The organism is Sphingobacterium sp. LZ11T8 (genome assembly GCF_024261425.1).
In the GTDB taxonomy this organism is placed as follows: Bacteria; Bacteroidota; Bacteroidia; order Sphingobacteriales; family Sphingobacteriaceae; genus Sphingobacterium.
Map to the genome: position 1 here is coordinate 50,546 of NZ_JANBZY010000011.1, position 25,081 is coordinate 75,626.

Here is a 25,081-nt window from a genome sequence, read left to right on the forward strand (position 1 = left end):
GAAAAAACAAAGCTGTTGAATGGATTCCAACAGCTTATCGATATAGAATTCTTAATTGTTTTAGGCTTTTTTAGAATTATTATCTTCTAATGGATTTTGCTCAACTTCGGGTTCAGGGGTTTCCGTTGAGTTAGCTACTGCTTGGGTGTCATCAGCAGCTGGGCTGTCATTGCTTCCAAAGTGATCATTATAACCATAGCTATAGTAATCGTCCTGTGTTGGCGTGCTGTATGGCTTATGCTCATAGGTTCCAGCAGGAGCCGTAAATTGAGGAACTTTCTTCTCTACTACACCCTCTTCGGACACTTCCTCTGTTTCGGTGGCTGCATTTACCTGTTCAAAATCTTGGATAGGTGTTGCAGCAGGTTTATTGGTTTCAGGCTCTTTATCAATATCTGTTTTTATATCGTCAATTTCTTTTTCGAAGTTATTGATCTGATCTGAAATCTCTCTCTTAATCCCCTCAGAAGCATCTTTAAATTCCCGGATACCACGTCCCAGTCCTCTAGCCAATTCTGGTAATTTCTTGCCACCAAAAAGCAATAATGCAACTAAAATAATAAGCATCATCTCTTGGGTACCAATGTTCAAAAACGCTAAATTCATCTCTACTTTATTAATTGTTAATAAGCTAAGGTAAGTCTATTATTTTTTTTCAGCAATTTTTTGATGTAAATATTTAGAAACAAAAAGTTAACCCAAACATGATTCGCTAAGCAAGTTTTAACTCGTACCTTTGTGCTCTTTACTTTTTTCGTATATGCTGCAGAAAATCAAATCCAATAAAATTTATTACTTAAGTACGATGGCTTTGGCGGGTCCGGTTGTGATTTCACAATTGGGGCATACCTTGGTCCAAACAGCAGATACCATTATTGTCGGTCACTTTGCAGGGACCATCCCATTGGCAGCAGTTTCCTTGGTACACTCTGTTTTCATGGTAGTTTTGGTGATTGGCTTGGGGATAGCTTACGGCTTGACACCTTTGATCGCCCAAGAAAACGGTCGGCAGAATTATAAGGAATGTGCAAAATTATTATCCAATAGTTTTTGGTTGAACATTGTATCAGCTATCCTCCTCTTCCTATTCGTTTTTTATGGTTCTATGTTTGCCATGGAACATGCCGATCAGGATCCTGAGGTAGTTAAGACTGCGAAGCCATATCTGTTGATCTTGAGTCTTTCTATCATGCCCTTAATGGTCTTTAATACCTTCAAACAGTTTGCAGAAGGTTTGGGATTCACCAAACAGGCGATGAACATTACCATCTGGGGGAATGTGCTGAACGTCATCATTGCCGTAATCCTTGTGAAAGGGATGTTCGGAATCGAACCGATGGGCGTGCGTGGAGTGGGTATTGCAACCTTGGTTGACCGCATCTTGATGATGATCGTGATGGCTTGGTATGTATTGAAATCGAAAAACTTCAAGCGCTATATCGACCATTTCTCGGCCAAGTTTATTGACTTCAATAGAGTAAAACAGATCTTTAAGATAGGCGGTCCTGTGGCGATGCAATATGTATTTGAAATCGGAGCATTTGCAGGAGCGGCGCTAATTGCAGGTAAGATCGGTGCTGTAGAGCAGGCAGCTCACCAAACGGCCATAACACTGGCGGCAATGACCTATATGATGGCAAGTGGAATTGCTTCTGCGGCTACCATCAAGGTGGGCAATGCCTATGGAAACAAAAACTTCTTCCGCTTACAGAAGTTTGCAACGGTGTCCTACCATTTGGTATTGATTTTCATGGTTATCTGTGCAATTATTTTTGCTGTGTTCAATCAATACCTGCCATACATCATCAGCAAGGATCATGAAGTAGTGGTTATGGCATCACAGTTATTGATCATTGCAGGAATGTTCCAAATATTTGATGGTACGCAGGTGGTAGGTCTAGGTACATTACGGGGTATGGGTGATGTGAATTCCCCTACTTTTATTACCTTCTTTGCCTATTGGGTGATCGGTTTACCAACAGCCTATTTCTTGGGAATTCAACTGAACTTTGGCGTTAAGGGAATATGGTACGGTTTGACCTTGGGCTTATTGACCTCTTCGATATTACTATATTTCAGATACCGCTATATGGTGATGATGAAATTACCGAGGCATCAGCTTATGGTAAATGGATAAAACAAAAACGCTCATCGGATGATGAGCGTTTTTGTTTTATTATGGATTAGATAACTCTTTCAGAGTCCCAATTTTCTAAGTAATCAGCCACACGTCGGATAAACTGCCCACCTAATGCACCGTCAATAACGCGATGGTCATAGGACATGGAGATATACATCATATGGCGTACAGCAATGACATCACCAAATTCAGTTTCAAGAACTGCGGGTTTCTTTTTGATCGTTCCGACGGCTAGGATAGCTGCCTGAGGTTGGTTAATGATCGGCATCCCAAAGATATTACCAAATGCACCGATGTTAGTGAAAGTGAAAGTACCACCTTGGGTATCGTCTGGTTTAAGTTTGTTGCCTCGAGAGCGGTTTGCCAAGTCATTCACAGACCTGGAGATTCCGGTTAAGCTCAGTTGATCGACATTCTTGATTACCGGAACGATAAGGTTGCCAGTAGGCAGTGCCGTTGCCATTCCAATATTGATGTTCTTTTTACGGATAATATTATAACCATCTACTGAAACATTCACCATTGGAAAATCTTTGATGGCTTTTGCAATAGCTTCAATGAACAATGGTGTGAAGGTAATATTCTCACCTTCAGATTTCTTATAGCCATCTTTTACTTTGTTTCTCCAATTCACCAAATTGGTTACATCGGCTTCGACTACAGAGAAAACATGCGGAGAAGTCTTGACACTGTTCACCATATGGTCTGCAATCAGCCTACGCATACGGTCCATTTCAATGATCTCTGAATCACCATTACTACTTTTCACGACCTGAGCTGCTGGGGTTTGAGGTTCAACTATTTTAGGCTGAGGTCTTTCTTCCGTAGCGGGTTGAACAGGCTTTGGCACTTGCACGCCTTTGTTCTGTTCAAGGTAATTCAAGATATCTTGTTTGGTAACCCTTCCTTCACCGCCAGTACCTGGGATACCGTCAAGCTCTTTTTGGGAAATACCCTCTTGCTGAGCGATATTCCTTACTAAAGGAGAATAGAAGCGGATGCCGGAGTGGATCTCCTGATGGTTGGATTCGATTTGAATATTTTTTTCCTGAACCTGATCAAGACCAGGGATATCATGGTCTGGTATTTCCAATGCCGGTGATTCGACATCAGCAAGGTCCTTATGAATGGATTCGGATTCGTTTGCAGTATCTACAGGCGTATCTGAGCTTTCAGTAGGTTCTTCCTGTTGGGTAGACTGAGGCTCTTGGCTTTCCTCCTCAGGTCCTTCAATTTCAATCAGGGCAATGACCTCACCGACCTGAACTACCTGATTTTCTTCGAACAATCTTTCTTTAAGAATTCCAGATACTGGCGATGGAACTTCAGAATCGACCTTATCGGTAGCAAGTTCTACAACTGCATCATCCTCTTCAATATGATCCCCAACCTGCTTTACCCATTTGGTCAGGGTCGCTTCAGAGACGCTCTCCCCCATCTTAGGTAACAAAAGTTTATATATTGCCATCTATTATTATTTGGATTGTTAGATTACTAAGTTAATTATTAATACTTACTTGACAAGTGAACAAAATTAAATATTTTATCATATATAATTAACAAAATATCGTTTTGTTAAAACTCTGATTCTTGTTGAAATAAGTTCCAGAGCATCAGTAATGCCTGAGCAGTAGTGCGTTCTATGTTAATTAAACGGTCATGATGGAAGTGAAACAGCTTTGTTTTCACCTCATTCTTACCCGCAATGGCCACCCAGACCGTCCCTACAGGTTTCTCGGCCGTACCCCCATCTGGGCCGGCAATTCCACTGGTAGCAATGGCATAATCCACTTCTAACCTTTGCTGAACGCCCTTTGCCATTTGAATGACGGTCTCCTCACTTACGGCTCCATGGGCGATCAAGGTTTCCCTATCTACCCCTAACACATGCTCCTTAACTTCATTGGCATAGGCAACAACCGCTCCATTGAACATTTTACTGGAGCCCGGAATTTCGGTTATCAACCTGGAGATATTGCCTCCAGTACAGCTTTCTGCTGTCGCTAAGGTCTTTCCCTTTTCAGAAAAAGCATGGACGATGACCTCTTCAAAACTGATATCCTCAGTAGCTACCACCGCATTGCCTATTCGATCGACCAATTTATTTTTCCAGTCCTCTGCTTCGACTTCAAGCTTTTCAAGATCTGATCCAGTTGCAGTCAACCTTAATCGAACCAAGCCGATCTTAGGCAAGTATGCTAAATGGATATGAGGAGGAAATTGATCCTCAATTGCTGCAATATGTTCAGCTAGATGGGACTCTCCTATTCCGACCGTCAGGATATATTTGTTGACCACCTTTTCTTCCGTCTTAAAGTCCTTCAATTTAGGAAGGACACGGTAAGTCATCAGGTTCTTCATTTCAAATGGAACCCCAGGAAGGAACACATAGACCTTGCCATCATGCTCTACCCACATACCGGGAGCAGTACCCCAATCATTGAACAGCACATCGGCATTGGCCAATACTTCAGCTTGTCCCTTATTGATTTCAGGCATGGTACGTCCGAAACGATGGAAGATCTGTTTGACATGTTCCATCACCTCTGGATTATGGACCAAAGAAGTGTTAAAGAATTTAGCAGCTGTAAACTTGGTCACATCATCTTTGGTAGGCCCTAGACCACCGGTACAGATGATGATTTCGGCACGGCTGGCAGCATCATGCAATGCTTCCAGGATATGGCTTTCCTGGTCTGTGATAGAAGTGATCTGTTGTATTTGGATTTGCTGGGCGAATAGCTCTTGGGCTATCCAAGCAGAATTGGTATCTACTATCTGTCCGAGCAAGATTTCATCACCAATGGTAATAATTTCAGCTTTCATAGATATAGTTTTATACAGAATGTCTATTAGTACGAATAGTGACTCTGTCTCTTGGTCAATTTTAAATCCTGTAATATGGATGCTTTCGCACGTATGGTAATATTATAACTCTTATAGGTTCCGAATGGCACCCAGCCCACCGACATATCCCAACAGTGCAGATCTCTATAGATGCTGACCTGGGTCATGGATGCTTCTTTCTGCACAAAGTCGTAACCGGTGTTGAATTGTACCTTCCACTTTGGAGTAACATTAAAATCACCATGCACGTTTACCGTACTGGTCAGTCTGGTCTCCATTCTTTGCTTTTCACGACTGAATACACGGGCATAGTTCATACTGAATGAACCGGCCAAGTTCCATGGAATATTGAAATCCACAAATGCATTCGGGTCGGTACTGATCCTTGCCAAGGCTTGCGCCTGTTCAGGCGTTAGGTTAGGCATAGAGCTTCTCAGGGAGTCAATATTATCGCTTCTGTTTTGGTTTGCTTTCGGGTTTAGACTATAGTCGAAGGATAAACCAAAGTTGGTCAAGCGTGCTAGCGTACCATCTTTGATTGCAAAACGGTCAATACGGTTACCGGTATATTTATCGTAGGTATATGGATCGAATACCCCGTTGAAGTTCACATTTACTTTTTTGTCGAACAGGGCTGTACGACCAGAGAAAGTAATCTGGGAAAGTTTCAGGGAATCGGCCGCCACGTTGTAGTTACCACTGAAGGTCAGACCTTGGATTATGGGCACCTTTTTGATCCCGGTACCGGTGGTGTCCTTATCGTTCCGGATCTTGGCCTCGAGGGTATTATCCACGGAGAATCCAATACCAAAGGATTTACCTGCGCTCGGTGTTCCATAAATACCGTTCTCGAAGATGGAGTATCTGCTGTACACCCCATTTTCATCCGTAAAGTCCCGATAGAAACCATAACGGGCATCCGAGAAATCGGGTCTATAGTTCACATTCACCGATGGGGTAATGGTATGTCGCATGGCTTCGATCTTCCCGATCTTCTTGTTCATCTGACCATAGATCTTGGTCGATAATCCTGAAGATACTGAATAGTCGTAAGCACGCTTAAAGCCCTGAAGGGTATCTCTTACGTTTTGAAATCCATAAGGTTGGTTCACCAGTCTGTTCCTTACATATTGAAGGTACCAGCGTTCTGTATAGTTGAATGAAGTATTGAATTGGAAGTACTTCATCACGTTTAAACTTAAACTTACTGGGATATTGTGCTGTACACCATTGGTGAATTTATTCAGTGATTCTTTTCTGAACAACAGGGAATCTGTCGTTACGATTCGGTTTTGACCTTGCAAGCTATATCCTACCGTGATACGCTGATACCATTTCTGTTCACCGATACGGTCTTTGGAATCGAATGGGTTGAAGGTTGCAACGTTTAAACTGATGGTTGGTAGGTCCATGGACAAGGCACCTGTCGATAGGTTCTGTTCATGGGACATATTTGCCGTGAAATTCACCTTGCCATCAGCAAACACTTTTCCGTAAGCAACCGATGAACGCATACTGTTGTTGATCGCTTGCTGAGGGTTATAGCCACCTGTTGTGGCAGCATTACGGTAAGCATTTCGAGAACCGAAGTTTACCGATGCGGAGAATGATGTACCTGGATTTGCTTCTTGACGTTGAGAGTGGTTCCAAGTGAATCGGAAGTTTTTCTCGCGACCATAATTATCGGTTCCTTCCACCCCTTGCACATATGAGCCATATTGAAGGGCGAAGTTACCATTGAACTTATAATTCACTAAGTATTGGGTCCTCACATTGGCTTCCCAGGTTCCTTTGGAATATAAGGTACCCCTGATTTCCGAGTCCCAATAATCATTGAATGTCAGGTACCATCCTAGATCACGCATCGCGAAACCTCTAGCGGCATCTTCACCGAAAGAGGGAAATAGGAATCCGGAACTTTTCTTGTCCTGTTTAGGAAAAAAACCAAATGGGATGGCCAAAAACTTAATCGGAATATTTGCTACGACCAAATAGGAAGGTCCGGCAATAATCTGTTTCTGGGTGATGACCCCTTTGGTAATCTGAATACCAAAGTGGGTATGTGGATAAGGTAGGTTACAGGTGGAGTAAAGCCCTTTGTAGAGGGACATTTCATCATAGATGTTTTTCCTTACCTCTCTGGCCTGAATGTATCCCCCGTCAACCTCGGTCATTACACCGAAGGTTTTGGGCACTTGAGTCTTATAGTTGTAGAGAAGGGAGTCGACCGCAATGGGCGATTCACCGGGCATGATCACGACCGGACGACCTACATATTTGCCGTTATGGTCCATTACCCCGGAGGCAAACAGGACATTGGTATTTCTATCCAAACGGATATAATCCGCTGCCAATTCAAACCCTTGGTATTTAACTTTGGCGCCTTTGTATAAGTGAAGGACGTTTTTACTGACCTGGTTCCATGAGGAATCATTTGCGGAAATGGTCACAACGGTTTCCAAACCACCTTGATCTTTCATGTGGACTGTATCCTGACCATTTACTTCCTTGAAGTTATTTCTGCTGGTATCGGTCGGAATTGTATCTCTTTGAAGGGTGTCTATTGTAACATTTTGAGTGCGAGAATTGGTCTCCACCTGAGCCTGTAGCACAGACATCCCAATAAAAAAAAACAGAATGGAAAGGAAAAAACAACTTAAGGCCTTCAAAATGAAATATGAATGTTATTTTTGTGCTAATTTTAAACTCTTGTTGGCAAAAATAGTCAAAAATCAATAACAACGATTAGGTTTTTCAAAAGTTAATCATATTTAACAGTTTACATTTGCAATGTTATTGATAGGACTAAAATAATAACGTTAACTATGAATTTCAATAAATCAACAAAAATATCGATTACGTTTGCAGCAGTACTTCTTCCCTTGATTTTCTTGAGCGGTATTGTTCATTCCACTGAAAAGAAAAATCCTGAGAATAATCCTCCTCAAACTTCGCAATCCAATAAAACATTCAAATTGGTCGTTATTGACCCAGGTCATGGTGGTAATCTACCCGGTGCTCGAGGAAGGACCACCGTGGAAAAGGATATTACGCTGCAAGTGGGAAAACGATTGAAAGAAGCGATTGAAAAAGAAATGCCTGGCGTAAAGGCTATGTTGACCCGTGAAACTGATGTGGATGTTCCATTTCACGAAAGGACAGCCTTGGCAAATAAAAACCATGCTGACCTTTTTATCTCTATCCACTGCAACTCGGCCGATGTCGACCGCCGAGTGAAAGGTAAGAACGGGCGCTATACCACCAGGACCATCAGGAACCCTGGAGTAAGTGGTACCGAAACTTTTGTTTGTGGTTTTAACAGGTTGCAGCGAGGAGAATCGGAAGTAGCCGTTAGGGAGAATGCCGATATTCTTTTTGAAGAGAACTATCAGGAGAACTATGGCGGATTTGACCCAAATGACCCTTCTACCTATATTATCTTCTCTTTAATGAAGAGGACATATCGCGATAAGAGTATTCGGTTTGCAACTCATATCCAAAATGAATATGTTAAAAAAGGCCGTCCAAACCGCGGGGTACAAGAATTATCCCTGGCAGTTTTAGCTTCGGCAGCTATGCCAGCTGTACTGACGGAAATCGGCTTTATTTCTAACCCAGATGAAGAACAGTTCATGGCTTCTGAAGCTGGACAGAATGAAATCGTAGGTAATTTAGTGGACGCCATCAAGCAATATAAATCAAATTCAATTGCACAGTAGGAATAGAATTTGATAGGAAACAGAAACGATTAAGAGAAATTGGAGAAATTGACAACAAAAAAGACAAACGTGATTCGGAAAATTGGGTTATTGTTGACTTGTATCTCAGTGGTTGTATTAGCGAGTTTTAAACCAAAAGATTTACAAAGCGACCAAAGTGGAAGTCCTAGAAAAATTAAAACAATAGTATTAGATCCTGGGCATGGTGGACATGATTCTGGGGCAGTAGGTAGGCAATCTAAGGAAAAAGACATTGCCCTACAGGTGGCCTTGAAACTGGGAAAGAAGATCCAGAAGGAATTCCCAGGCATCAAAGTGATCTATACACGTACCACGGATGTATATCCTAAACTTTATGAACGTCCTGCATTGGCAAATAAGCATCATGCGGACCTTTTTATTTCCATACACTGTAACTCAGGTGGTGCCAGTAGCCGTAGGGTAAAAAACAGCCGCGGTCGATATGTCACGCAACGTGTTCTGAACACCTCCGCGAAAGGAACCGAAACATTGGTTCTAGGTTTTAGCCGTACCGGTGACCAAGATGTAGCGATCCGTGAGAACGCATCCATCCTAATGGAAGAAAACTACAAAGAAAACTATGGTGGTTTTGACCCTAAAGACCCCTCTACCTACATCGTATTTTCATTGATGAAAAGAAAATTTAGAGAGCAAAGTATCCGTCTTGCATCCTATATGCAAGATCAATTTGCGGGATCTAGCCGTACGGACAGAGGTGTAAAGGAACAATCTTTAGCGGTTTTGGCAACAGCAGGTATGCCGGCAGTATTGACCGAAATCGGATTTATTTCCAATCCAGATGAGGAACGCTTCATGATGTCATCCGCTGGACAAGAATCAATTGTCACCGATTTGTTCAATGCCATAAATACCTACAGAAAAAGCATAGAAAAATAAACTTTTTCTTAAATTGGCGGTTAGAACAGAGTGGTAGTACTTAAATAGGGTAATTTTGAAAATATCTAACGAAACTAAAGTCGGGGCATTAACTAGTATTGCTATTGCAATCTTATTTATCGGTTACAGTTTCCTCAAAGGGAACAATGTTTTTAGCAGCGAAAATACTTTTTATACAGAATATGACAACGTGGACGGCCTAGCGGTTTCTAAACCTGTATTGGTCAGTGGTTTCCAAATTGGCCGCGTTTCTAAACTTACCCTTCAACCGAACGGAAAAATCAGGACTGAATTCAAGATCAACAATGACTATGATATCCCATCCAATACAGTGGCAAGAATTGTAAGTGCCGACCTATTGGGTAGTAAGGCCATCGTCTTTGAATTAGGGAACAGCACCACCATGGCCAGAAATGGAGATCCATTGCTATCGGATGTACAGGCTAACCTGATGGAAAAAGTTGAACCCTTGCAAAAGAAAATCGAAAACTTGGTCGTAAAACTGGATTCCGTATTATCGGGTGTAAACTCGGTATTGGATGAAAACTTCCAAAGAGATTTCAAGAGCAGTGTACATAGTATCTCTGTTTCCTTGAAGAACCTTGAAAAGATTACCGGTGATGTAGATGGATTGATGGGTGCAGAGAAAAACCGCTTGAGTAAGATCCTTGCCAATATGGAGTCCATTACCATGAACTTCAAAAACAACAACGAAAAGATCAATTCCATTTTAGCGAATCTGGATAACCTTTCAGATGACCTTTCAAAAACCGAAATCAAGGCGACCGTTGACAATGCCAACCAAACCATGAAGGATGTAATGGAAATAACCAATAAGATCAATACTGGAGATGGATCACTAAGTCAATTGATCCATGATGAAAAGCTATACAATAACCTAACAAATGCTTCCGAAAATCTGGACCAATTGGTGAAAGACCTGAAAGAAAATCCAGGTAAATACCTGAAGATTTCAATCTTCGGAAAGAAAGACACAAAATAGATTCAACGAATCAATTTTACAAAGAGCTCTAATTTTAATCGATTAGAGCTTTTTTATTGAATTATTTCAAACCGCTTAAATTGCTTAAACAACTATCAACTAATAACTTACCTAATTGACTACTAATTATAACCAATATTACATTAAAACAATAAAATATTATTTTAATAATTTTATACTTAAAATAATCAAAGTTTAATTAATTCTATTTGATGTAGCGATAAATATTACTATCCGTTTAAATCATATTGAAGTTATTTTAACACTGAGGATTGATATTTAAGCACTAAAATGTCCCATTTTGATAAATATTCCGATGAAAAGTTATTGGTCCTATTGAAAGACAGCGACCCTAAAGCATTTACAGAAATTTATAAAAGGTATTGGGACAAACTTTTGGTTATAGCCAGCAATAAACTTTCCGACATCCTGGTAGCTGAAGAAATAGTCCAGGATATATTCTTGGATATCTGGAAACGGAGGCAGAGCCTCAAACTCAGTGACCAAATAGAAAGATACCTTGCAGCAGCCCTAAAATATAAGGTCATTAATTATAGACATAGACTGGCAGTAGAACAAAAGTTTGTTGACTACAGTAAAAGATCGGAGGACGAGAAGTTCTATTCTATGGAAAACTACCTCCAATTTGAAGAACTCAAGACCAAATTGGAAAAATTGGTTACCCAGCTTCCCGAAAAATGCCAACTGGTCTACAAGTTGAGCCGTGAAGAAGGACTATCCCAAAAAGAAATTGCAAAGCGGCTATTAATTGCAGAAAAGACCGTGGAAGCCCATTTAACCCGGGCACTCAAGAAAATAAAATCAGGCCTCAATTATATCATCTGCTTGTTTTATTAAGACATCATTAAAAAAAAAATACTTTTTTTCATTTCCTATATAGGGATAAGGGCCCTCACCTTGATTATAGTTATATAGACCTATAATTAAATTACGATGACGGAACAAAATCGCTTAGCCGAACTGGAGCAGAAATGGCTCAATGGTTCGATTTCTGACGATGAGGCAAAGGAATATGCAGCTTGGTACAATAGTGCCCAGAACGACCCTATTAATATCCCTGAACATATTGCGAGTAGCAAAGAAGAACATAAAACCAGAATCCTAGAAGGTCTATTGGCAAAACTTGAGGTTTCTAATGGCAAAATTCTAGAGCCGAAACCAATGTGGTACAGAAATAAAACCTACCTAGGTATTGCAGCAAGCCTTCTGATGATCCTAGGCATCGCGTCTTATTGGTTTGTTACAGATAATAAAACCCCAGAAAACACAATAACATCTCAAGATAAAAAAGCCGGTACAGAAGGATTGGTCCTTTCTCTAGAAAATGGTGAAACCGTTGAAATCGACTCATTAGCAGACGGACTCATAGCGAGTCAGGATGGCGTTGAGATCTATAAAAAAGATGGGGCCATTTATTATAAAGGCGAGGCCGGAAAGACCTCTTTCAACACCGCCCACACGCCCAAAGGAAGGAAGTTCGAGATCCAACTGCCAGACGGTTCCAATGTCTGGTTAAATGCCGAATCTACCATTAAATACCCAATCGAATTTGCAGAAAACCAACGCAAAGTCCAGGTGACTGGCGAAGCGTATTTTGAGGTTGCTAAAAATGAAAATTCACCATTCATAGTTGAAACCGAAGACCAGACCATTCAGGTTTTGGGAACTCAATTCAACATAAATAGTTATTCAAACGAAAACGCTAGCAGAACGACCCTCTTGGAAGGAAAGGTAAAGATCTCCTGTCAAGGTGAAGAGCATTTCTTAACACCTAACGAACAAATTACTTATGACCGTCGCAAGGAAAAACTTGCCAAATCGGAGGTGAATGCCAAACAATCCATTAGCTGGGTCCAAGGATATTTCAACTTTCAAGATTCAGACTTAGCAGGAATTATGAAACAAATTGAACGCTGGTACAACATTGAAGTCGAATTCCAAGCAGGGGTAGATCAAAATCAAACCTTCTCCGGCCGCACGAGCATGAACCAAAATCTCTCTGAAGTGCTGAAAGTTTTAGAATTAAGTGGAATCAAAACACAGCTCCAGAACAACAAACTTACCGTAATCCCATGATCTAAAGAAAAGTACCAATAACCCTAATTACCATAACCTTAAAATGAATAGAATCAAATTAGCTATTATCACTTGTTTGATGATGCTTTCCTTACCCTTGTTTGCTCAAAAGGTCACCCTGAATGAAAAAAACAGCAGATTAAAGGACGTACTGGAAAAGATTGTCGAACAGACGAATTATGATCTCTTTTATTCCACTGAAATACTCAAGAAATCAAAAAGAGTACGGATAAAAGTTACGGACCAAGATCTTAGAACCGTATTGGATGAGATCTTCCATCACCAGACCATATCTTATTCCATTGCGAACAATACCATTGTCTTGGTCCCTAAGAGACCTAGGATCGTGGAAACGGTCATTGAGGTCAACATCGATCAACTGACAAGACCTAACTTGCCCCGAATGGTCGAGGGAGAGATTCGAGATCAAGCCGGAAAACCCATTCGAGGAGTGACCATCGTGAACAACAAAGACCCAAAAAACTCCAGGACCATTTCCGACATCAATGGGCGATTTAATATAGAAACCTCCAGGGGCGACTTGGTTACTTTTTCCTGCCAAGGCTACAAAGAGAGTACGATTTTATTTCGGGGGGAAAGAAACATGCTCGTGACGCTGTACAACCAAGTATTAGCGGTAAACGAAGTAACGGTAGAGGCGCGCGTAAAGAAAAACCTGAACCTGAATACCCAGATCGATATGACCAACAGGTCATATATGAACCTTGGTCAGTTACTGCAGGGAACTGTTCCGGGATTGACCTTACAGGTCCTTCCTTCTAACAAAAGAAAGATTGTCGGCATCACCGAAATTGGAACTATCCAATCTGGTCAAGGCGGCGGACTTAGAAAAACCTATTATACATTGGATCAATTCCTTCAGAAATTCTATCCAAACGGGCAAAGGATGATCGATGCCATTGAAAATAAAACCAGCCTTCCGGGTGGTGGAGATGCAGGTAGATTTTTTATCGAGTATTCCAATCAAGCCAGTGTTACCCTAGTTCCGGAACTCAGAGGTTCTGCCAGTTTTGGTAATACAGAAGGGATGATGGTCATTATCGATGGCTTCCCCGTTGAGGAATTCCCAGCGGACTATCCAATGGCAAATGTGGAATCGGTAGAAGTTATCAAAGACCCTAAAGAACTGATCAAATGGGGACCTCGAGCTACAGCAGGTATTATCCTGATCAAGACCAAGACCGGAAGAAAGAACCAGGTCAACATTACATATAACGCCAATATGTACTTTAAACCTGCTCCTAAATACGATATGGCCAAATTAGGATTAGCTAGCTCTTCAGATATTATAGACTATCTGAAAAGTGCTGCAACAATGGATCTTGTCCCGGGAGATGGCGATTTTGAAAACCTAAATTTAGCCGAAAGACTTTTCGCTTGGCGCAGGGACAACAAAATCACCGAAGCAGAGTTCAATCGGAGGATTGACTCGCTTTCGATCCTATCCAATGAAGCGCAGGTGGCTCATCTCCAACAGAACGTGATGTCCCAAAACCATTTATTGTCATTTTCTGGAGGTACTCCTCAATATATGTTTACCCTGACCGGGACCTATAACAATTTCAAATCCCATGGACTCAACAATAATTCCAACACCTATGGGGTTGACTTGAAAAATAACTTCAACCTGTTAAAAGGCAAGTTAATAGCAAACTGGCAGATCAATGCCAACAGGACCAATGCGCAAGGTGGTGCAAATGAACTGTCTATCTATAACCTTCCCCCTGCCTATCAGATGTTCCTGGATCGACAAGGAAACTATATCTATGATCAAAAGGTACTTGGTGAAGTCTACAATAACCTTATCATGAAAAACGGCTATTTCAACCATGGTATCAATATGTTGGAAGACAGTCGCTTGATGAACAGCCTATCCAAAAACACCTTGGTACAAAGTCGTCTGGAAATGAAATGGGATCTGTTCAAAGGCTTACGTTGGGACAACTCCGTATTCTATCGCATGACACGCAACAACAATGACCGAATTACAGACCGACAAAGCAGTGAAGGAAGACAACTCTTTAATAATTATGGGTCACCAAACTTTGGTTCGGTAGACTTTTATGTACCACCGGGAGACATCTTAAACAATAGCCAGGATAAGTATTTACAATGGAATATCCGTTCCGGTCTTAGTTACTCCTTAAAGATCGATGAACATACCGTTACAGCCAATATTGGTGCTGGTGGGGCCAACGAAACCAGGGAAAGACCAGGAAATGTAACCCGTTATGGATACAATAAAAATACTGGAAAAGGTTCGGCAATCTTTCTACCTGCAGGAGATAAAAATCAAGGTGTTGAAAACTTCAGAAGACTATACAGTAGTACTGCAGCCTTGATCTATCCATTTGCTCTATTGACTCCTTCATCAGGTGACACTTCGATCTTTAGGAACTTAAACTGGAATGCAGGAATCAATTACGATTATAAAGAGAAGACCATAAATTTCAATGCTAACTATAGCGAGGCTTTCAGTCCTAACTATGGAAAGGAGAAATTTGCTACAACTAGGACATTTAATTCCATCGTTGGTTACCAATTCAAACATAAAAACCTGCCCGATTGGCTATCAGGTGTTATGGTTTCTGCTGGTCTGATGGGAAATAAAATGCCTGACCTGCCTACTACAATTGGAAGTAACCGATACAGACAGGCAGAATGGAACAACTACGCCATCTGGGTCAATAATTTTATTCCCGTACCCCAGGCTGGCCAATCCTCATTCAATATTTTTGAAGAATTAAGATTGAACCTATTTGGTGGAGACCTATCCGTGTATGGTCGTTACAATACCATGAAATTGAGTGGTATATCCCCTAGCGGAAGCCTGACTGACTCCGCTTCATTTAACCAGCGTCGGACCCTCAGGTATTTCAGTGCGGGATTGGAAGGGTCATTAAGGGACGGAACATTGATGTTCAACGGAACCTTTGATCGCTCCCCAGAAGGCCAAAAGCAATTCAATGGTAATATTTCCTATGATATCAAGAAGGAATCCTTTTTCACTTCTGAGGGGATCAGTACCTTAATGATTGGTGCAACTTATCAAGACCTATCTTCCATCCAGGGTTTGGGATTGATGATGGGAACCAACAGCAGTGCGGGCGGAGGTTTTGGATTGGCGACCAATAGTACCTTTTCCGTTTTGCCACCAAGAAACAAAAACATTGAAATATATTTTCAATTTGGTCTGAACAATGACCGCCATCGAATTGATCTAAGGTACTATAACCGGTCAGACCAAGGAATCACCAATAACATCCCTATTCCTACCGACCCTTCAACAGGACTGGACAATCAGATTACCTTCAGTAACATTGTGAATAAAGGTGTCGAATTCTTCTATAAATCTGACATCGTCAGGAAGCCGAAATTCAGTTATAGTTTCGCCATCAATGGAGCCTATAATTTAAATATGGCCAAGAAGATTCCAAAAACGCCATATTCCGCCAGCAGACAATTTTTAACGGCTTTCCGCGAAGGTTATAGCACGACCAATGTTTGGGGATATCGTTGGGCAGGCCTAAATGCAGAAGGTGCCCCCCAAATCTATGATGCAAAGGGCAACATCACAGCCAACCCAGACTCTTCCGTTTTGGCGAATGATATCATCTACATGGGAGCAACAAGGGCACCATGGACAGGTGGTTTCATGCATGATATTACCTACGGCAAATTCTTCGCCCGTGTATCCTTTATGGGTAGTTTCGGTGGTATTATGCGCCGGTTCATCCCTGCCAATTCGGGGGCTCAATACGAAAATTCTAATTTGATCAGCCAGCGTTGGAAAAAACCTGGCGACGAAGCGTTCACCGATGTCCCTGCGCTGACTAATGATACAGGTTTATCCATCCGTAGTTTCTTAGCTCAGAACTCCAGCAATAGCTTTATGTCAGCCAATTTTATCCGACTCCAAGAAGTGATGGTCGGATGGGAGATCCCAAAGAGCTTTCTTAACGAAAAATATGTAAAAAGCCTGCGCATCTCTGCTCACATGCAAAATGTAGCCGTTTGGGCGAAAAACAGATATAAATATGACCCTAATAATGTGGATACAGGTGGTAGACTTGGTTTACCTACTCCTATTCAATATGGGGCTACACTAAACGTAATTTTCTAATCGTAACACCATGAAGACAAAACATTATTTTTTCGTTCTGAGTCTTGTGATTATATATACAATATCCTCTTGTCAGAAATTCTTGGATATTATGCCAAGCACCGGAAATGTAAACCCCTCTACCCTTAAGGACTTTCAGGAAATGCTGAATAGCGACTCCATTGCACGTTGCAATTTTATTCTTGCAGACCTCATGGCCGATGACCTCAGCTTTCCCGCCCTCGCCCGAAATGAATATTACGGCAATGCTTATATGTATGCCCAACATATTTGGGGTCCAGGCGAGATGGACTTCATGTACAAAAGCGCCTATGAGCGAATCCTGCAAATGAATATCCTGATCCTCAAGGCCGCTGAAGTAAAACCGAAAAATGAAGATGAGAAAAAAGGCCTTGCTATTGCAATCGCACAAGCAAAGGTGAACCGTGCTTGGTATTTTTTACAGTTGGCAAATATATATGGCCAAGACTATACCAATGGGAAAGCTGCAACAGAATTGGCAATTCCAATTTCACTGATCCCAGATGCCAGTGTTAAACCAAAAAGAGGAACAGTCCAAGAGGTATATACTTTAATCATTAAAGAGTTAACTGAAGCCATCGCTACCGAGGACTTCCCTGTTATGGGCAATACGATCATCCACCCGGGCAAAGCATCGGCCTTGGCCCTATTGAGCAGAACCCATTTACTGATGGGAAATTATGCCGAAGCTTTGAAATCAGCGGACGAATGCCTAGCCCTGAAATCTTCTTTATTGAATTACCAGACCCTTACTGCAGCTCCATTAAACCTTATAGACCAAAGTCGAAATCCAGAAGTTTTATTAGGAAAAACAGGTGTAGACCATGATCTAAACCTGACTTACTCTTTTAGGATACAGATCAGCAAAAGCTTAGACTCTCTATTAACATCCTCTGATTTTCGAAGAAGAATCAACTTCGACTACTATGATGTTTTTGCCAATCAAGATGGAAAATACAATTTCAATTATAGCATTGCTGTACCGGAAGTTATGCTCATCAAAGCCGAATGCCTAGCTAGGACAGGCAAACCTAAAGAGGCATTGCCGATCCTAAATCTGCTGAGAAAAAACCGCATTGAAAATTCAACTGATTTAGTAATAGCGGATGGTGAAATCTTAAAGACAGTTTTGGAGGAAAGAAGAAGAGAGCTGTTCTGCCATGGTGGCTTGAGATTGTTCGATTTAAAAAGACTGAACCGTGAAGAAAGGTTCAGTAAAAATATCATTCGAAGCTTTTATGACAATTATAACTATCAAGATACCACAGTCGCCATTATCAAGCCCAATTCACCGCGCTATTTAATGGAGATTGCTCCGCTGATTACCAACAACAATCCAGATATCAAACCAAATCCTAGATAATGAGTGATTTAGGTCAAGGAATACAACGCATTAATATCATGAATAGATTAATAAATATACTTTTTCGACATGGCCTCTCAGCACTGCTCGTACTTATCGTATTCAGCAGCTTTCATGGATGCAAGAAGGACAAGCTAGACTTATATCAAGAGGTAGCCAATGAATTCAGCAACTACCTGAGCACTACGATCGGAACGGGCACAGCCATGAAGCTTGGTGATTCTGCCGTAAACAACAGGACCCTTTCCGCACCGGGTTTACCAGTGCTATTGCAAGGCAAAGCCGCTCAGGAAGTAGTGGTCCAAGGAACAATAGACCCTGCCCTGATTGCAGTATATGATAGCCTCAACCATACCAAATCTCCTGAATTTAAAGAAGGTGCTTTTGAATTGAGCAATAAAGGTGTCATTCATATTCAACCCGGATTATCAACCTCAACAGACTCCCTAAAACTGCACTTAAAAGACGCCAGTCTCTTAGAGCATAATACCATTTACCTTGTCCCTATCAAACTTAAAATCGTTTCTGGACAAGCACAGTTGAAGAGTAAGTACATGTTTGTCAAGATGAAGGTATCCATCACGCCTTCCTTGATTCAAATGGATGTGTATAAACCAGAAAGTGGATTAAACACCAATTTTATACGTGGTTACTATGTGATCAATGGATACCATTCCGTAACTAAAATCAATAACCAAGAGAATGGAATCAAGGTATTCAAATTCTCCGCCCGGATAAACCATCCATTGGACATCGCCGTTCAAGGAGGTATCAGGTTAAACAATACAGACAGTGTAAAAACTTGGGTGGAAGGGATTAAAAAGAACACGTACAATAGAATACCTGAAAGCGCAATCAAGATCATAAAATCAACCGTCAATTTCCCTAAGGGCGATTCTGTATCCGTAGATAGCTTTGCTTTCTCAATCGACTACCAGCAACTCAAACAAAACGATAAAAATTATATCGGAATACTTGAATTGGAAAATACAAGCAATAATAATTTCGTGGAACCAATGACAGAACTTGGCGCAAATTATGCCTTGATAGAAATCAATATCCAAGAGTACAACACAGAAAATATCGCTTACCCATTGCCAGCTTTGCAAGGCAATAAAATGGACCGTAGTTTATGGAAGGCAACGGCCGAAGTAAATGACAACAATAAAGATTTCCCGGTTACCAATCTTTTTGACGGTAAAATAGCTACAATTTGGAAAGCTGCAGGTAGCACACCTAAGGATATCACTATCGATATGGGAAAAACCGAAACCCTCAAAGGCTTCATCTTCACCCCTTCTTACCAAGGTTCTTATGATATCTATTACAACTTCTCCAAAGTGGAAGCCTATTCCAGCAATGATGGCAAGACCTGGAAAAAAGAAGGAATCTTTATAGCAGGCGATATTGACAACCGAAGTTCAGCAGATAGACCCGATAGGAAGAACCTAAAATTCATTAATCCCGTAACAGCAAAATTCTTCAAGTTCAACATTATTGAAAGCTCATTTGGGCTCCCATATATTTCAGAAATAGAAGGTATAAATTAAAAATTACGTATATGACAGTTTTATTAAATATTAGAAAAATCACCCCCTTGCTTCTATTAGTTGGTTCATTGTTTAGCCAAGAAGCGTTTAGCCAAAGTGAGTATGTAGTCAAAGGAAAAATTGAAGGTTGGCCTTCCAAGTATATCCGCTTTGAGCGGAAGGGCAATTTCCCGGGTAAGGACTCCGTAGAAAATAAGGATGGCTCTTTCGAATTCCGTGGCAAGATCGAAGGTCCAACCAATGCTTTCTTGGTTTCCTTAGATGGAGAGGAACCTAAGTATAAATTCCTCTTTTTAGAACCCGGAAACATTGAAATCCATGGCCAATATGCCAATCTGGAAGAGGCCAAAGTGACCGGTTCAAAATCCACTAACGAATATTATGAAATCAAGAAAGTCCACAAGGTATTGGGAGAGCAGATCGACAGCTTATACCAAGTCTTAAACGGGGAAAATGATGAAAGTAAACAGAAAGGAATCAGTAATGAAATCAAAAACCTGACTGAAAAAAACATCGAGATTTCAAAAACATTTATCAAAGAACACCCAGCTAGTCCAGCCACAGTTTACGAATTGGCAGGCTTAAGCCAGGAACTGGACTACACAGAGCTCAAGAAGCTATACGATGTATTGGACCCTAAATTAATTGCAACTGTGCAGGCAGAAGACATCAACGCCTACATGAAAAATTTATCCAACATCGAAATAGGGAAAATAGCCCCTGATATTGCACAAAAAGATACTGCCGGAAATACGATCAAACTGCAGGATTTCCGTGGCAAGTATGTTCTTATTGACTTTTGGGCAAGCTGGTGCATTCCTTGTCGCAGAGAAAATCCCAATCTCCTGGCAGCCTATAAATCCTATAAAGATAAAGGATTCGAAATCCTAGGGGTATCCATTGACTCCAAAGCTGAGGAATGGCGCTGGAAAAGGGCAATCCAAAACGATGGTGTCATCTGGCCACAGGTCTCTGATCTGCAAGGCAATAAGAACGAAGCCGCAGTAACCTATGCAGTTCAGGTTATCCCATCCAACTTTCTGATTGGCCCCCGACGGAAAGATCATTGCCAAGAACCTTGTTGGCGATAAACTGCAGGAAAAACTGAAAGAAATATTTAAATAACCATACACTTTAAGCTTAATTACATGAAAATTCAAACAATTCTATCTGCGCTATTCATTCAATTATTTATACTCACGCAACTCGGTTTTTCCCAAGATAACTTTACCGTAAAAGGTAAAATTGAAGGATGGCCAACAGAAACGGTCTATTTGGTCCGTCAAGGAAATTATCCTGGAGTGGACTCAGTTAGCACCACAGACGGCAGCTTCCAATTCAGTGGTAGTATCCCAGGTGCAACCGCAGCATACCTGATTACCCAGAAAAAGAGCGGAGTTGCAAAATTATTGTACGTGGAACCAGGCAATATCACCGTTAATGGCAATTTCGAAGATTTTAAAAATGTGGAAGTCAAAGGATCAACTACCTACAATGACTTTATTGAACTCAGGGAAGGTCATGAAAAATACGACCAGGAAATGAGCAAATATGTACAACTTCAATTCACAACAGAAGACAGTACCGTACTGAAGCAATATTATAAAAGCCTCGATAGCCTAAGTCTTCTGGATATTGAATATTCCAAGGAGTTTATTAAAAAACACCCGAACAGCATCGTTAGCTTATCGGAAATCCAGACCCTAAACAACAGCCTGCTGAACAGCGAATTGGTTGCTCTATTCAATTCCCTAAGCCTTTATATCAAGGAAAGTCCAGAGGGCGTTTTACTATCCGAAAACCTTCCATTGATGGGCAAGGATAAACAAGAAGAAGAAATTGAAGGTCAATGATCTTTATAGATAAAATTAGAACAACACAATCATGAAAATATACATCCAGACGATAACAGGTTTATTTTTAACTGCAGCAGTCAGCTCTCCTCTTTTTGCGCAAGAGCCCTTTAGCATCAAGGGCGAGATCAAGAATTGGCCTAGCAAATATATCCACCTTGAACAGCGCGGCGACTATCCTGGCCAAGATTCCGCAGAGGTGGTCGACGGAAAGTTTGAATTTAAAGGAACCATTCCAGGACCAACCAATTCATTCTTGGTCAATAAGTCCAATGATAAAAGCACCGCTTTCTTTTTATTCGTGGAACCCGGCAATATTCAAGTCAATGGAGACTTCAACAAGATTAATGAAGTACAAATTACAGGTTCTAAGACCTATTCTGATTACCTAGAAATCAAAGACTTTGAAACTAAATTAGCTGCAAGGATCAAGGAATTGGATGATCAATTTAATAATCCGCAGCCTAAGATTTCGCAAGAGGAGTATGACAAGCTGATGGACGAATTATATGTCAGCCGTAATGAATTTGCAGTTTCCTTTATCAAAAACCATGGCAGCAGTGCCGTTTCGATAACCGAATTATACAATCTTGTGGGAAGCTTGGAAAACAGTCAAATGAAAGAGCTTTTCCAAGGACTGTCCGACGAGCTAAAGCAATCTCCAGGTGGTGAAATGATCAATTCACTGATCATGCAATCTGCTATCGTTGATATTGGCATGCCGGCACCCGATTTCTCCATTCCAGATACAGAAGGTAAAACGGTCAACCTTTCAGATTACAAAGGCAAATATGTACTGATCGATTTCTGGGCAAGTTGGTGTGCACCATGCCGCGCCGAGAACCCGAATTTAGTTGCTGCCTATAATCAGTTCAACAAAAAGGGTTTCGAAATCTTAGGTATTTCCCTAGACAAAAAAGAAGCGGAAAAAATGTGGCGACAAGCAATCGTTGCGGATAAACTGACCTGGAAACAAACTTCCGACCTTACAGGGGTGGATAGTGATGTGGCTAAAATGTACCATGTCGTACAGATTCCAACCAACTTCTTAGTTGATGCAAATGGACAGATCATAGCCAAAAACTTAAGAGGTGAAGAATTAATCAAAAAACTCGAAGAACTGTTTTAACCATGAAATTGTTTCAAACACATCCTTTTTGGGTATTTACCTTGGCTCTGGCTTTATCCTGTCTACAGCAGGAGGCCAAAGCACAGGACCAAACAGACAGCATTTTCATGAACGATGCCTTATTCCACAAAGGCTTGGAGGAAAAGGTACAGGCTGCATTTAAATCACAGCAAGGAAAAACAGTACCTCAACTTCAAATCGAAGCCAAGGCATTAAAAAATGAACAATCATTTTCATGGAAATTAGTGGGTAATCCATCCACAGAGGCATTGAAGCCTAGGGACCTTTTTCAGGCAAAAAAAACAGCTGTCTTTTTGATGGGCCGAATGAACCAAAAAGATAAAAATGATTATCCCTATGCCGATCTATATGCCTCCGCTTTTGCTATCAGTTCTGATGGCATCTGCGTCACGAATTACCATGTGCTCGCTGAATTGATCCATACGGATAAGCCAACAGATACTTTGCAACAAAGCAAAGACCTAAGCACTTATTTTATTGAAGGCATAGATGGTGAGGTATATGTGATGGATGAGTTACTGGCCTTTTCTTCCAGCAATGATCTAGCCGTTTTCAAGGTTAAAACGAATGGAAAGAAATTGCCTTTTATTCCATTAGGTCCAGTATTATTACCCGGCGAACCCGTATATATTATCTCCCATCCAGACCATATCTATTATTATCTGAGTGAAGGCATCGTCAACAAAAACAGTTTGATGTTGAACCCGAGGACACCGGTAATCCGACAATATAGGATGACCATCAGTGCAGACTATGCGGTCGGATCAAGCGGTGCTCCTATCCTATCGGAAGCTGGCAATCTGGCTGGTGTAGTTTCTTCTACTCAGACCATTCCTTCAGCTACGCCTGAAGGCAACAAACAACAGATGGTCATGAAAAACGCTATTTCCGTACGTGCTCTAAAGCTATTAATCCAATAAATCATGAAAAGATTCATCCTTATATTATTCTTGCTACCAACCGTTCTCTTTGCTCAGGAAAAAGGAATAAAATTCAGCAATAACTTGAATTGGGCAGAGGTCAAAGAAAAAGCCAAAGCGGAGAACAAATACATCATGATGGATTGCTAAACCTCCTGGTGTGTACCTTGTAAAATCATGGAACAACAGGTTTTCACAGACAGTAAAATTGGCGAGTTCAGCAACCAAAACTATGTGTCTGTCCAAGTGCAATTTGATGATGACCCTGAGGCGAATGAAGTCAAAAAAGAATGGATGAAATTAAGCAAGGAATTTGACAAGAATTATCAGGTGGATGGCTACCCTTGCTATCTCTTCTTTAATCCCATTGGCGAAATAGTACATAAAGCCTATGGCAAGAGAGAGATCAGCAATTTCCTAAACCTATTGCAAAAGGTCCCGAATCCAGATTTCCAATATTACACCTTAAGAAAGAAGTATGAGGAAAATAAGCAGGACAAAACCATATTAAAAAAACTTTTAAATGCTTCTATGGAAGCTGAGCCCGAGGACAAACAAGATCTGATCAAGGCTTATCTTTCCCAGAAACCAGCTATTGAAACGAAAGCCGAAGCACAGGTCATCATGGATGTAACCCGTTCTTCCCAAGACATTGGCTTCCCATTACTTTTGAATCAAGCTAAAAAAATTGACTCTTTGTTAGGAGAAACAGCGGCCGAGGATCTATACCGAGGAATAATAAATTTTGAAGATGCCGCCAACAAGCTCGGCCGTAAATCTCCTATGGGCTATTATATCTTGACCAGCAATCCGGATTGGTCTATTTTCCAAGATACCTTAGTTGCAAAATACCCAAATCATAGCACGGAACTATTGGATTTTATAAAATTAAACTTCTATAAAAATGGCCTTCTGATGCATGATTATGTCCCTGCCCTGAAAGCCTATATCCAAAAATATGACCATAGCATCAGTGATAGAATGAAAATGGAATATGTGGGTGTTTTTGCAAAAAAATCCAAGGAGACTGAACTCATCAAAGAACTGTTGACCTGGTCGAGAGATGCCTTTGAAAAGTCTGAAGATGTCGAAAATCTTTCCAACTACGCTTTGTTGAACTATAAAGTGGGAGAAAAAGAAAAAGGAATCTCTTTGATGGAAAAGGCAATCACAAAGGCGGAAGAAAACCAGCTCTATGATTTGAATGAAAATTTAGACCTAATGAAGAAAGGTGAAAATATTCTTTAAATGTTGTTTATTAAGTAATGAATGAAAAAGCAAGTTATAGATCCTATAATGTCTCTTGTTTCTGTGCATTCAAAAAGCCGATTCAATTTGAATCGGCTTCTTTATTTA

The 25,081-nt window shown here is 40.9% G+C and carries 18 protein-coding genes and 1 pseudogene; 15 read left to right on the forward strand and 4 right to left on the reverse strand.

Annotated features, from left to right (window positions below):
- Positions 1–60 precede the first annotated feature (60 nt).
- A complete protein-coding gene (locus NLF99_RS19760; RefSeq protein WP_185218541.1) occupies positions 61–606 on the reverse strand; it encodes a twin-arginine translocase TatA/TatE family subunit in 546 nt (181 codons plus the stop codon).
- A gap of 154 nt (positions 607–760) precedes the next feature.
- Here NLF99_RS19760 and NLF99_RS19020 point away from each other — a divergent pair, with 154 nt between their 5' ends.
- The gene (locus NLF99_RS19020; RefSeq protein WP_254530158.1) at positions 761–2,137 is read left to right on the forward strand and encodes an MATE family efflux transporter; all 1,377 of its coding nucleotides are present in this window, start codon (positions 761–763) and stop codon (positions 2,135–2,137) included.
- A 46-nt stretch (positions 2,138–2,183) separates the two neighbouring features.
- Here the strand turns inward: NLF99_RS19020 and NLF99_RS19025 are convergent, their stop codons facing one another.
- From NLF99_RS19025 to NLF99_RS19035, 3 genes are all read right to left on the reverse strand, one after another.
- A complete protein-coding gene (locus tag NLF99_RS19025; RefSeq protein ID WP_254530160.1) occupies positions 2,184–3,608 on the reverse strand; it encodes a dihydrolipoamide acetyltransferase family protein in 1,425 nt (474 codons plus the stop codon).
- A 107-nt stretch (positions 3,609–3,715) separates the two neighbouring features.
- Complete coding sequence (locus NLF99_RS19030) at positions 3,716–4,966, reverse strand: competence/damage-inducible protein A (protein WP_254530163.1); 1,251 nt, start codon at positions 4,964–4,966, stop codon at positions 3,716–3,718.
- A gap of 26 nt (positions 4,967–4,992) precedes the next feature.
- Positions 4,993–7,605: a putative LPS assembly protein LptD gene (locus NLF99_RS19035; RefSeq protein ID WP_214648520.1), complete on the reverse strand. Its 2,613-nt coding sequence runs from the start codon at positions 7,603–7,605 to the stop codon at positions 4,993–4,995.
- Between the two features lie 207 nt (positions 7,606–7,812).
- On the opposite strand from NLF99_RS19035, the gene NLF99_RS19040 reads away from it, so the two are divergent.
- From NLF99_RS19040 to NLF99_RS19105, 14 genes and pseudogenes are all read left to right on the forward strand, one after another.
- Positions 7,813–8,706, forward strand: a complete 894-nt coding sequence (locus NLF99_RS19040; protein ID WP_254530165.1) for an N-acetylmuramoyl-L-alanine amidase — start codon at positions 7,813–7,815, stop codon at positions 8,704–8,706.
- Between the two features lie 69 nt (positions 8,707–8,775).
- The gene (locus tag NLF99_RS19045; RefSeq protein ID WP_254530167.1) at positions 8,776–9,624 is read left to right on the forward strand and encodes an N-acetylmuramoyl-L-alanine amidase; all 849 of its coding nucleotides are present in this window, start codon (positions 8,776–8,778) and stop codon (positions 9,622–9,624) included.
- 55 nt (positions 9,625–9,679) lie between these two features.
- Complete coding sequence (locus NLF99_RS19050) at positions 9,680–10,627, forward strand: MlaD family protein (protein ID WP_254530169.1); 948 nt, start codon at positions 9,680–9,682, stop codon at positions 10,625–10,627.
- Between the two features lie 291 nt (positions 10,628–10,918).
- Positions 10,919–11,485 carry an RNA polymerase sigma-70 factor gene (locus NLF99_RS19055; RefSeq protein WP_254530171.1) on the forward strand — a complete coding sequence of 189 codons (567 nt, stop codon included), beginning with the start codon at positions 10,919–10,921 and terminating at the stop codon, positions 11,483–11,485.
- A gap of 96 nt (positions 11,486–11,581) precedes the next feature.
- Positions 11,582–12,724, forward strand: coding sequence for a FecR family protein (locus NLF99_RS19060; protein ID WP_254530173.1), 1,143 nt, complete (start codon positions 11,582–11,584; stop codon positions 12,722–12,724).
- 43 nt (positions 12,725–12,767) lie between these two features.
- The gene (locus NLF99_RS19065) at positions 12,768–16,868 is read left to right on the forward strand and encodes a SusC/RagA family TonB-linked outer membrane protein (protein WP_254530175.1); all 4,101 of its coding nucleotides are present in this window, start codon (positions 12,768–12,770) and stop codon (positions 16,866–16,868) included.
- Between the two features lie 10 nt (positions 16,869–16,878).
- A complete protein-coding gene (locus NLF99_RS19070) occupies positions 16,879–18,252 on the forward strand; it encodes a RagB/SusD family nutrient uptake outer membrane protein (RefSeq protein ID WP_185218537.1) in 1,374 nt (457 codons plus the stop codon).
- Between the two features lie 38 nt (positions 18,253–18,290).
- The gene (locus NLF99_RS19075) at positions 18,291–19,802 is read left to right on the forward strand and encodes a discoidin domain-containing protein (RefSeq protein ID WP_185218536.1); all 1,512 of its coding nucleotides are present in this window, start codon (positions 18,291–18,293) and stop codon (positions 19,800–19,802) included.
- 11 nt (positions 19,803–19,813) lie between these two features.
- The gene (locus NLF99_RS19080; protein ID WP_254530177.1) at positions 19,814–20,893 is read left to right on the forward strand and encodes a TlpA disulfide reductase family protein; all 1,080 of its coding nucleotides are present in this window, start codon (positions 19,814–19,816) and stop codon (positions 20,891–20,893) included.
- Positions 20,894–20,950: 57 nt separating this feature from the next.
- Positions 20,951–21,655 (forward strand): DUF4369 domain-containing protein, encoded by a 705-nt coding sequence (locus NLF99_RS19085; RefSeq protein ID WP_185214313.1) that lies wholly within the window; start codon positions 20,951–20,953, stop codon positions 21,653–21,655.
- Between the two features lie 31 nt (positions 21,656–21,686).
- Positions 21,687–22,784, forward strand: a complete 1,098-nt coding sequence (locus tag NLF99_RS19090; RefSeq protein ID WP_254530179.1) for a TlpA disulfide reductase family protein — start codon at positions 21,687–21,689, stop codon at positions 22,782–22,784.
- A 2-nt stretch (positions 22,785–22,786) separates the two neighbouring features.
- Complete coding sequence (locus tag NLF99_RS19095) at positions 22,787–23,725, forward strand: serine protease (protein ID WP_254530181.1); 939 nt, start codon at positions 22,787–22,789, stop codon at positions 23,723–23,725.
- A 3-nt stretch (positions 23,726–23,728) separates the two neighbouring features.
- Complete coding sequence (locus tag NLF99_RS19100; RefSeq protein WP_254530182.1) at positions 23,729–23,875, forward strand: hypothetical protein; 147 nt, start codon at positions 23,729–23,731, stop codon at positions 23,873–23,875.
- A gap of 15 nt (positions 23,876–23,890) precedes the next feature.
- Positions 23,891–24,973, forward strand: a pseudogene (locus NLF99_RS19105) (hypothetical protein); the annotation flags it as partial.
- Positions 24,974–25,081: the final 108 nt, after the last annotated feature.

What these genes read in the sequence shown, in the direction of transcription:
- NLF99_RS19085 (WP_185214313.1), top strand. Translation starts at nt 20,951, where the DNA reads ATGAAAATTCAAACAATTCTATCTGCGCTATTCATTCAATTATTTATA.
- NLF99_RS19075 (WP_185218536.1), top strand. Translation starts at nt 18,291, where the DNA reads ATGAATAGATTAATAAATATACTTTTTCGACATGGCCTCTCAGCACTG.
- NLF99_RS19065 (WP_254530175.1), top strand. Translation starts at nt 12,768, where the DNA reads ATGAATAGAATCAAATTAGCTATTATCACTTGTTTGATGATGCTTTCC.
- NLF99_RS19760 (WP_185218541.1), bottom strand. Translation starts at nt 606, where the DNA reads ATGAATTTAGCGTTTTTGAACATTGGTACCCAAGAGATGATGCTTATT.
- NLF99_RS19090 (WP_254530179.1), top strand. Translation starts at nt 21,687, where the DNA reads ATGAAAATATACATCCAGACGATAACAGGTTTATTTTTAACTGCAGCA.
- NLF99_RS19060 (WP_254530173.1), top strand. Translation starts at nt 11,582, where the DNA reads ATGACGGAACAAAATCGCTTAGCCGAACTGGAGCAGAAATGGCTCAAT.
- NLF99_RS19100 (WP_254530182.1), top strand. Translation starts at nt 23,729, where the DNA reads ATGAAAAGATTCATCCTTATATTATTCTTGCTACCAACCGTTCTCTTT.
- NLF99_RS19020 (WP_254530158.1), top strand. Translation starts at nt 761, where the DNA reads ATGCTGCAGAAAATCAAATCCAATAAAATTTATTACTTAAGTACGATG.
- NLF99_RS19070 (WP_185218537.1), top strand. Translation starts at nt 16,879, where the DNA reads ATGAAGACAAAACATTATTTTTTCGTTCTGAGTCTTGTGATTATATAT.
- NLF99_RS19055 (WP_254530171.1), top strand. Translation starts at nt 10,919, where the DNA reads ATGTCCCATTTTGATAAATATTCCGATGAAAAGTTATTGGTCCTATTG.
- NLF99_RS19025 (WP_254530160.1), bottom strand. Translation starts at nt 3,608, where the DNA reads ATGGCAATATATAAACTTTTGTTACCTAAGATGGGGGAGAGCGTCTCT.
- NLF99_RS19040 (WP_254530165.1), top strand. Translation starts at nt 7,813, where the DNA reads ATGAATTTCAATAAATCAACAAAAATATCGATTACGTTTGCAGCAGTA.
- NLF99_RS19035 (WP_214648520.1), bottom strand. Translation starts at nt 7,605, where the DNA reads ATGTCTGTGCTACAGGCTCAGGTGGAGACCAATTCTCGCACTCAAAAT.
- NLF99_RS19095 (WP_254530181.1), top strand. Translation starts at nt 22,787, where the DNA reads ATGAAATTGTTTCAAACACATCCTTTTTGGGTATTTACCTTGGCTCTG.
- NLF99_RS19030 (WP_254530163.1), bottom strand. Translation starts at nt 4,966, where the DNA reads ATGAAAGCTGAAATTATTACCATTGGTGATGAAATCTTGCTCGGACAG.
- NLF99_RS19080 (WP_254530177.1), top strand. Translation starts at nt 19,814, where the DNA reads ATGACAGTTTTATTAAATATTAGAAAAATCACCCCCTTGCTTCTATTA.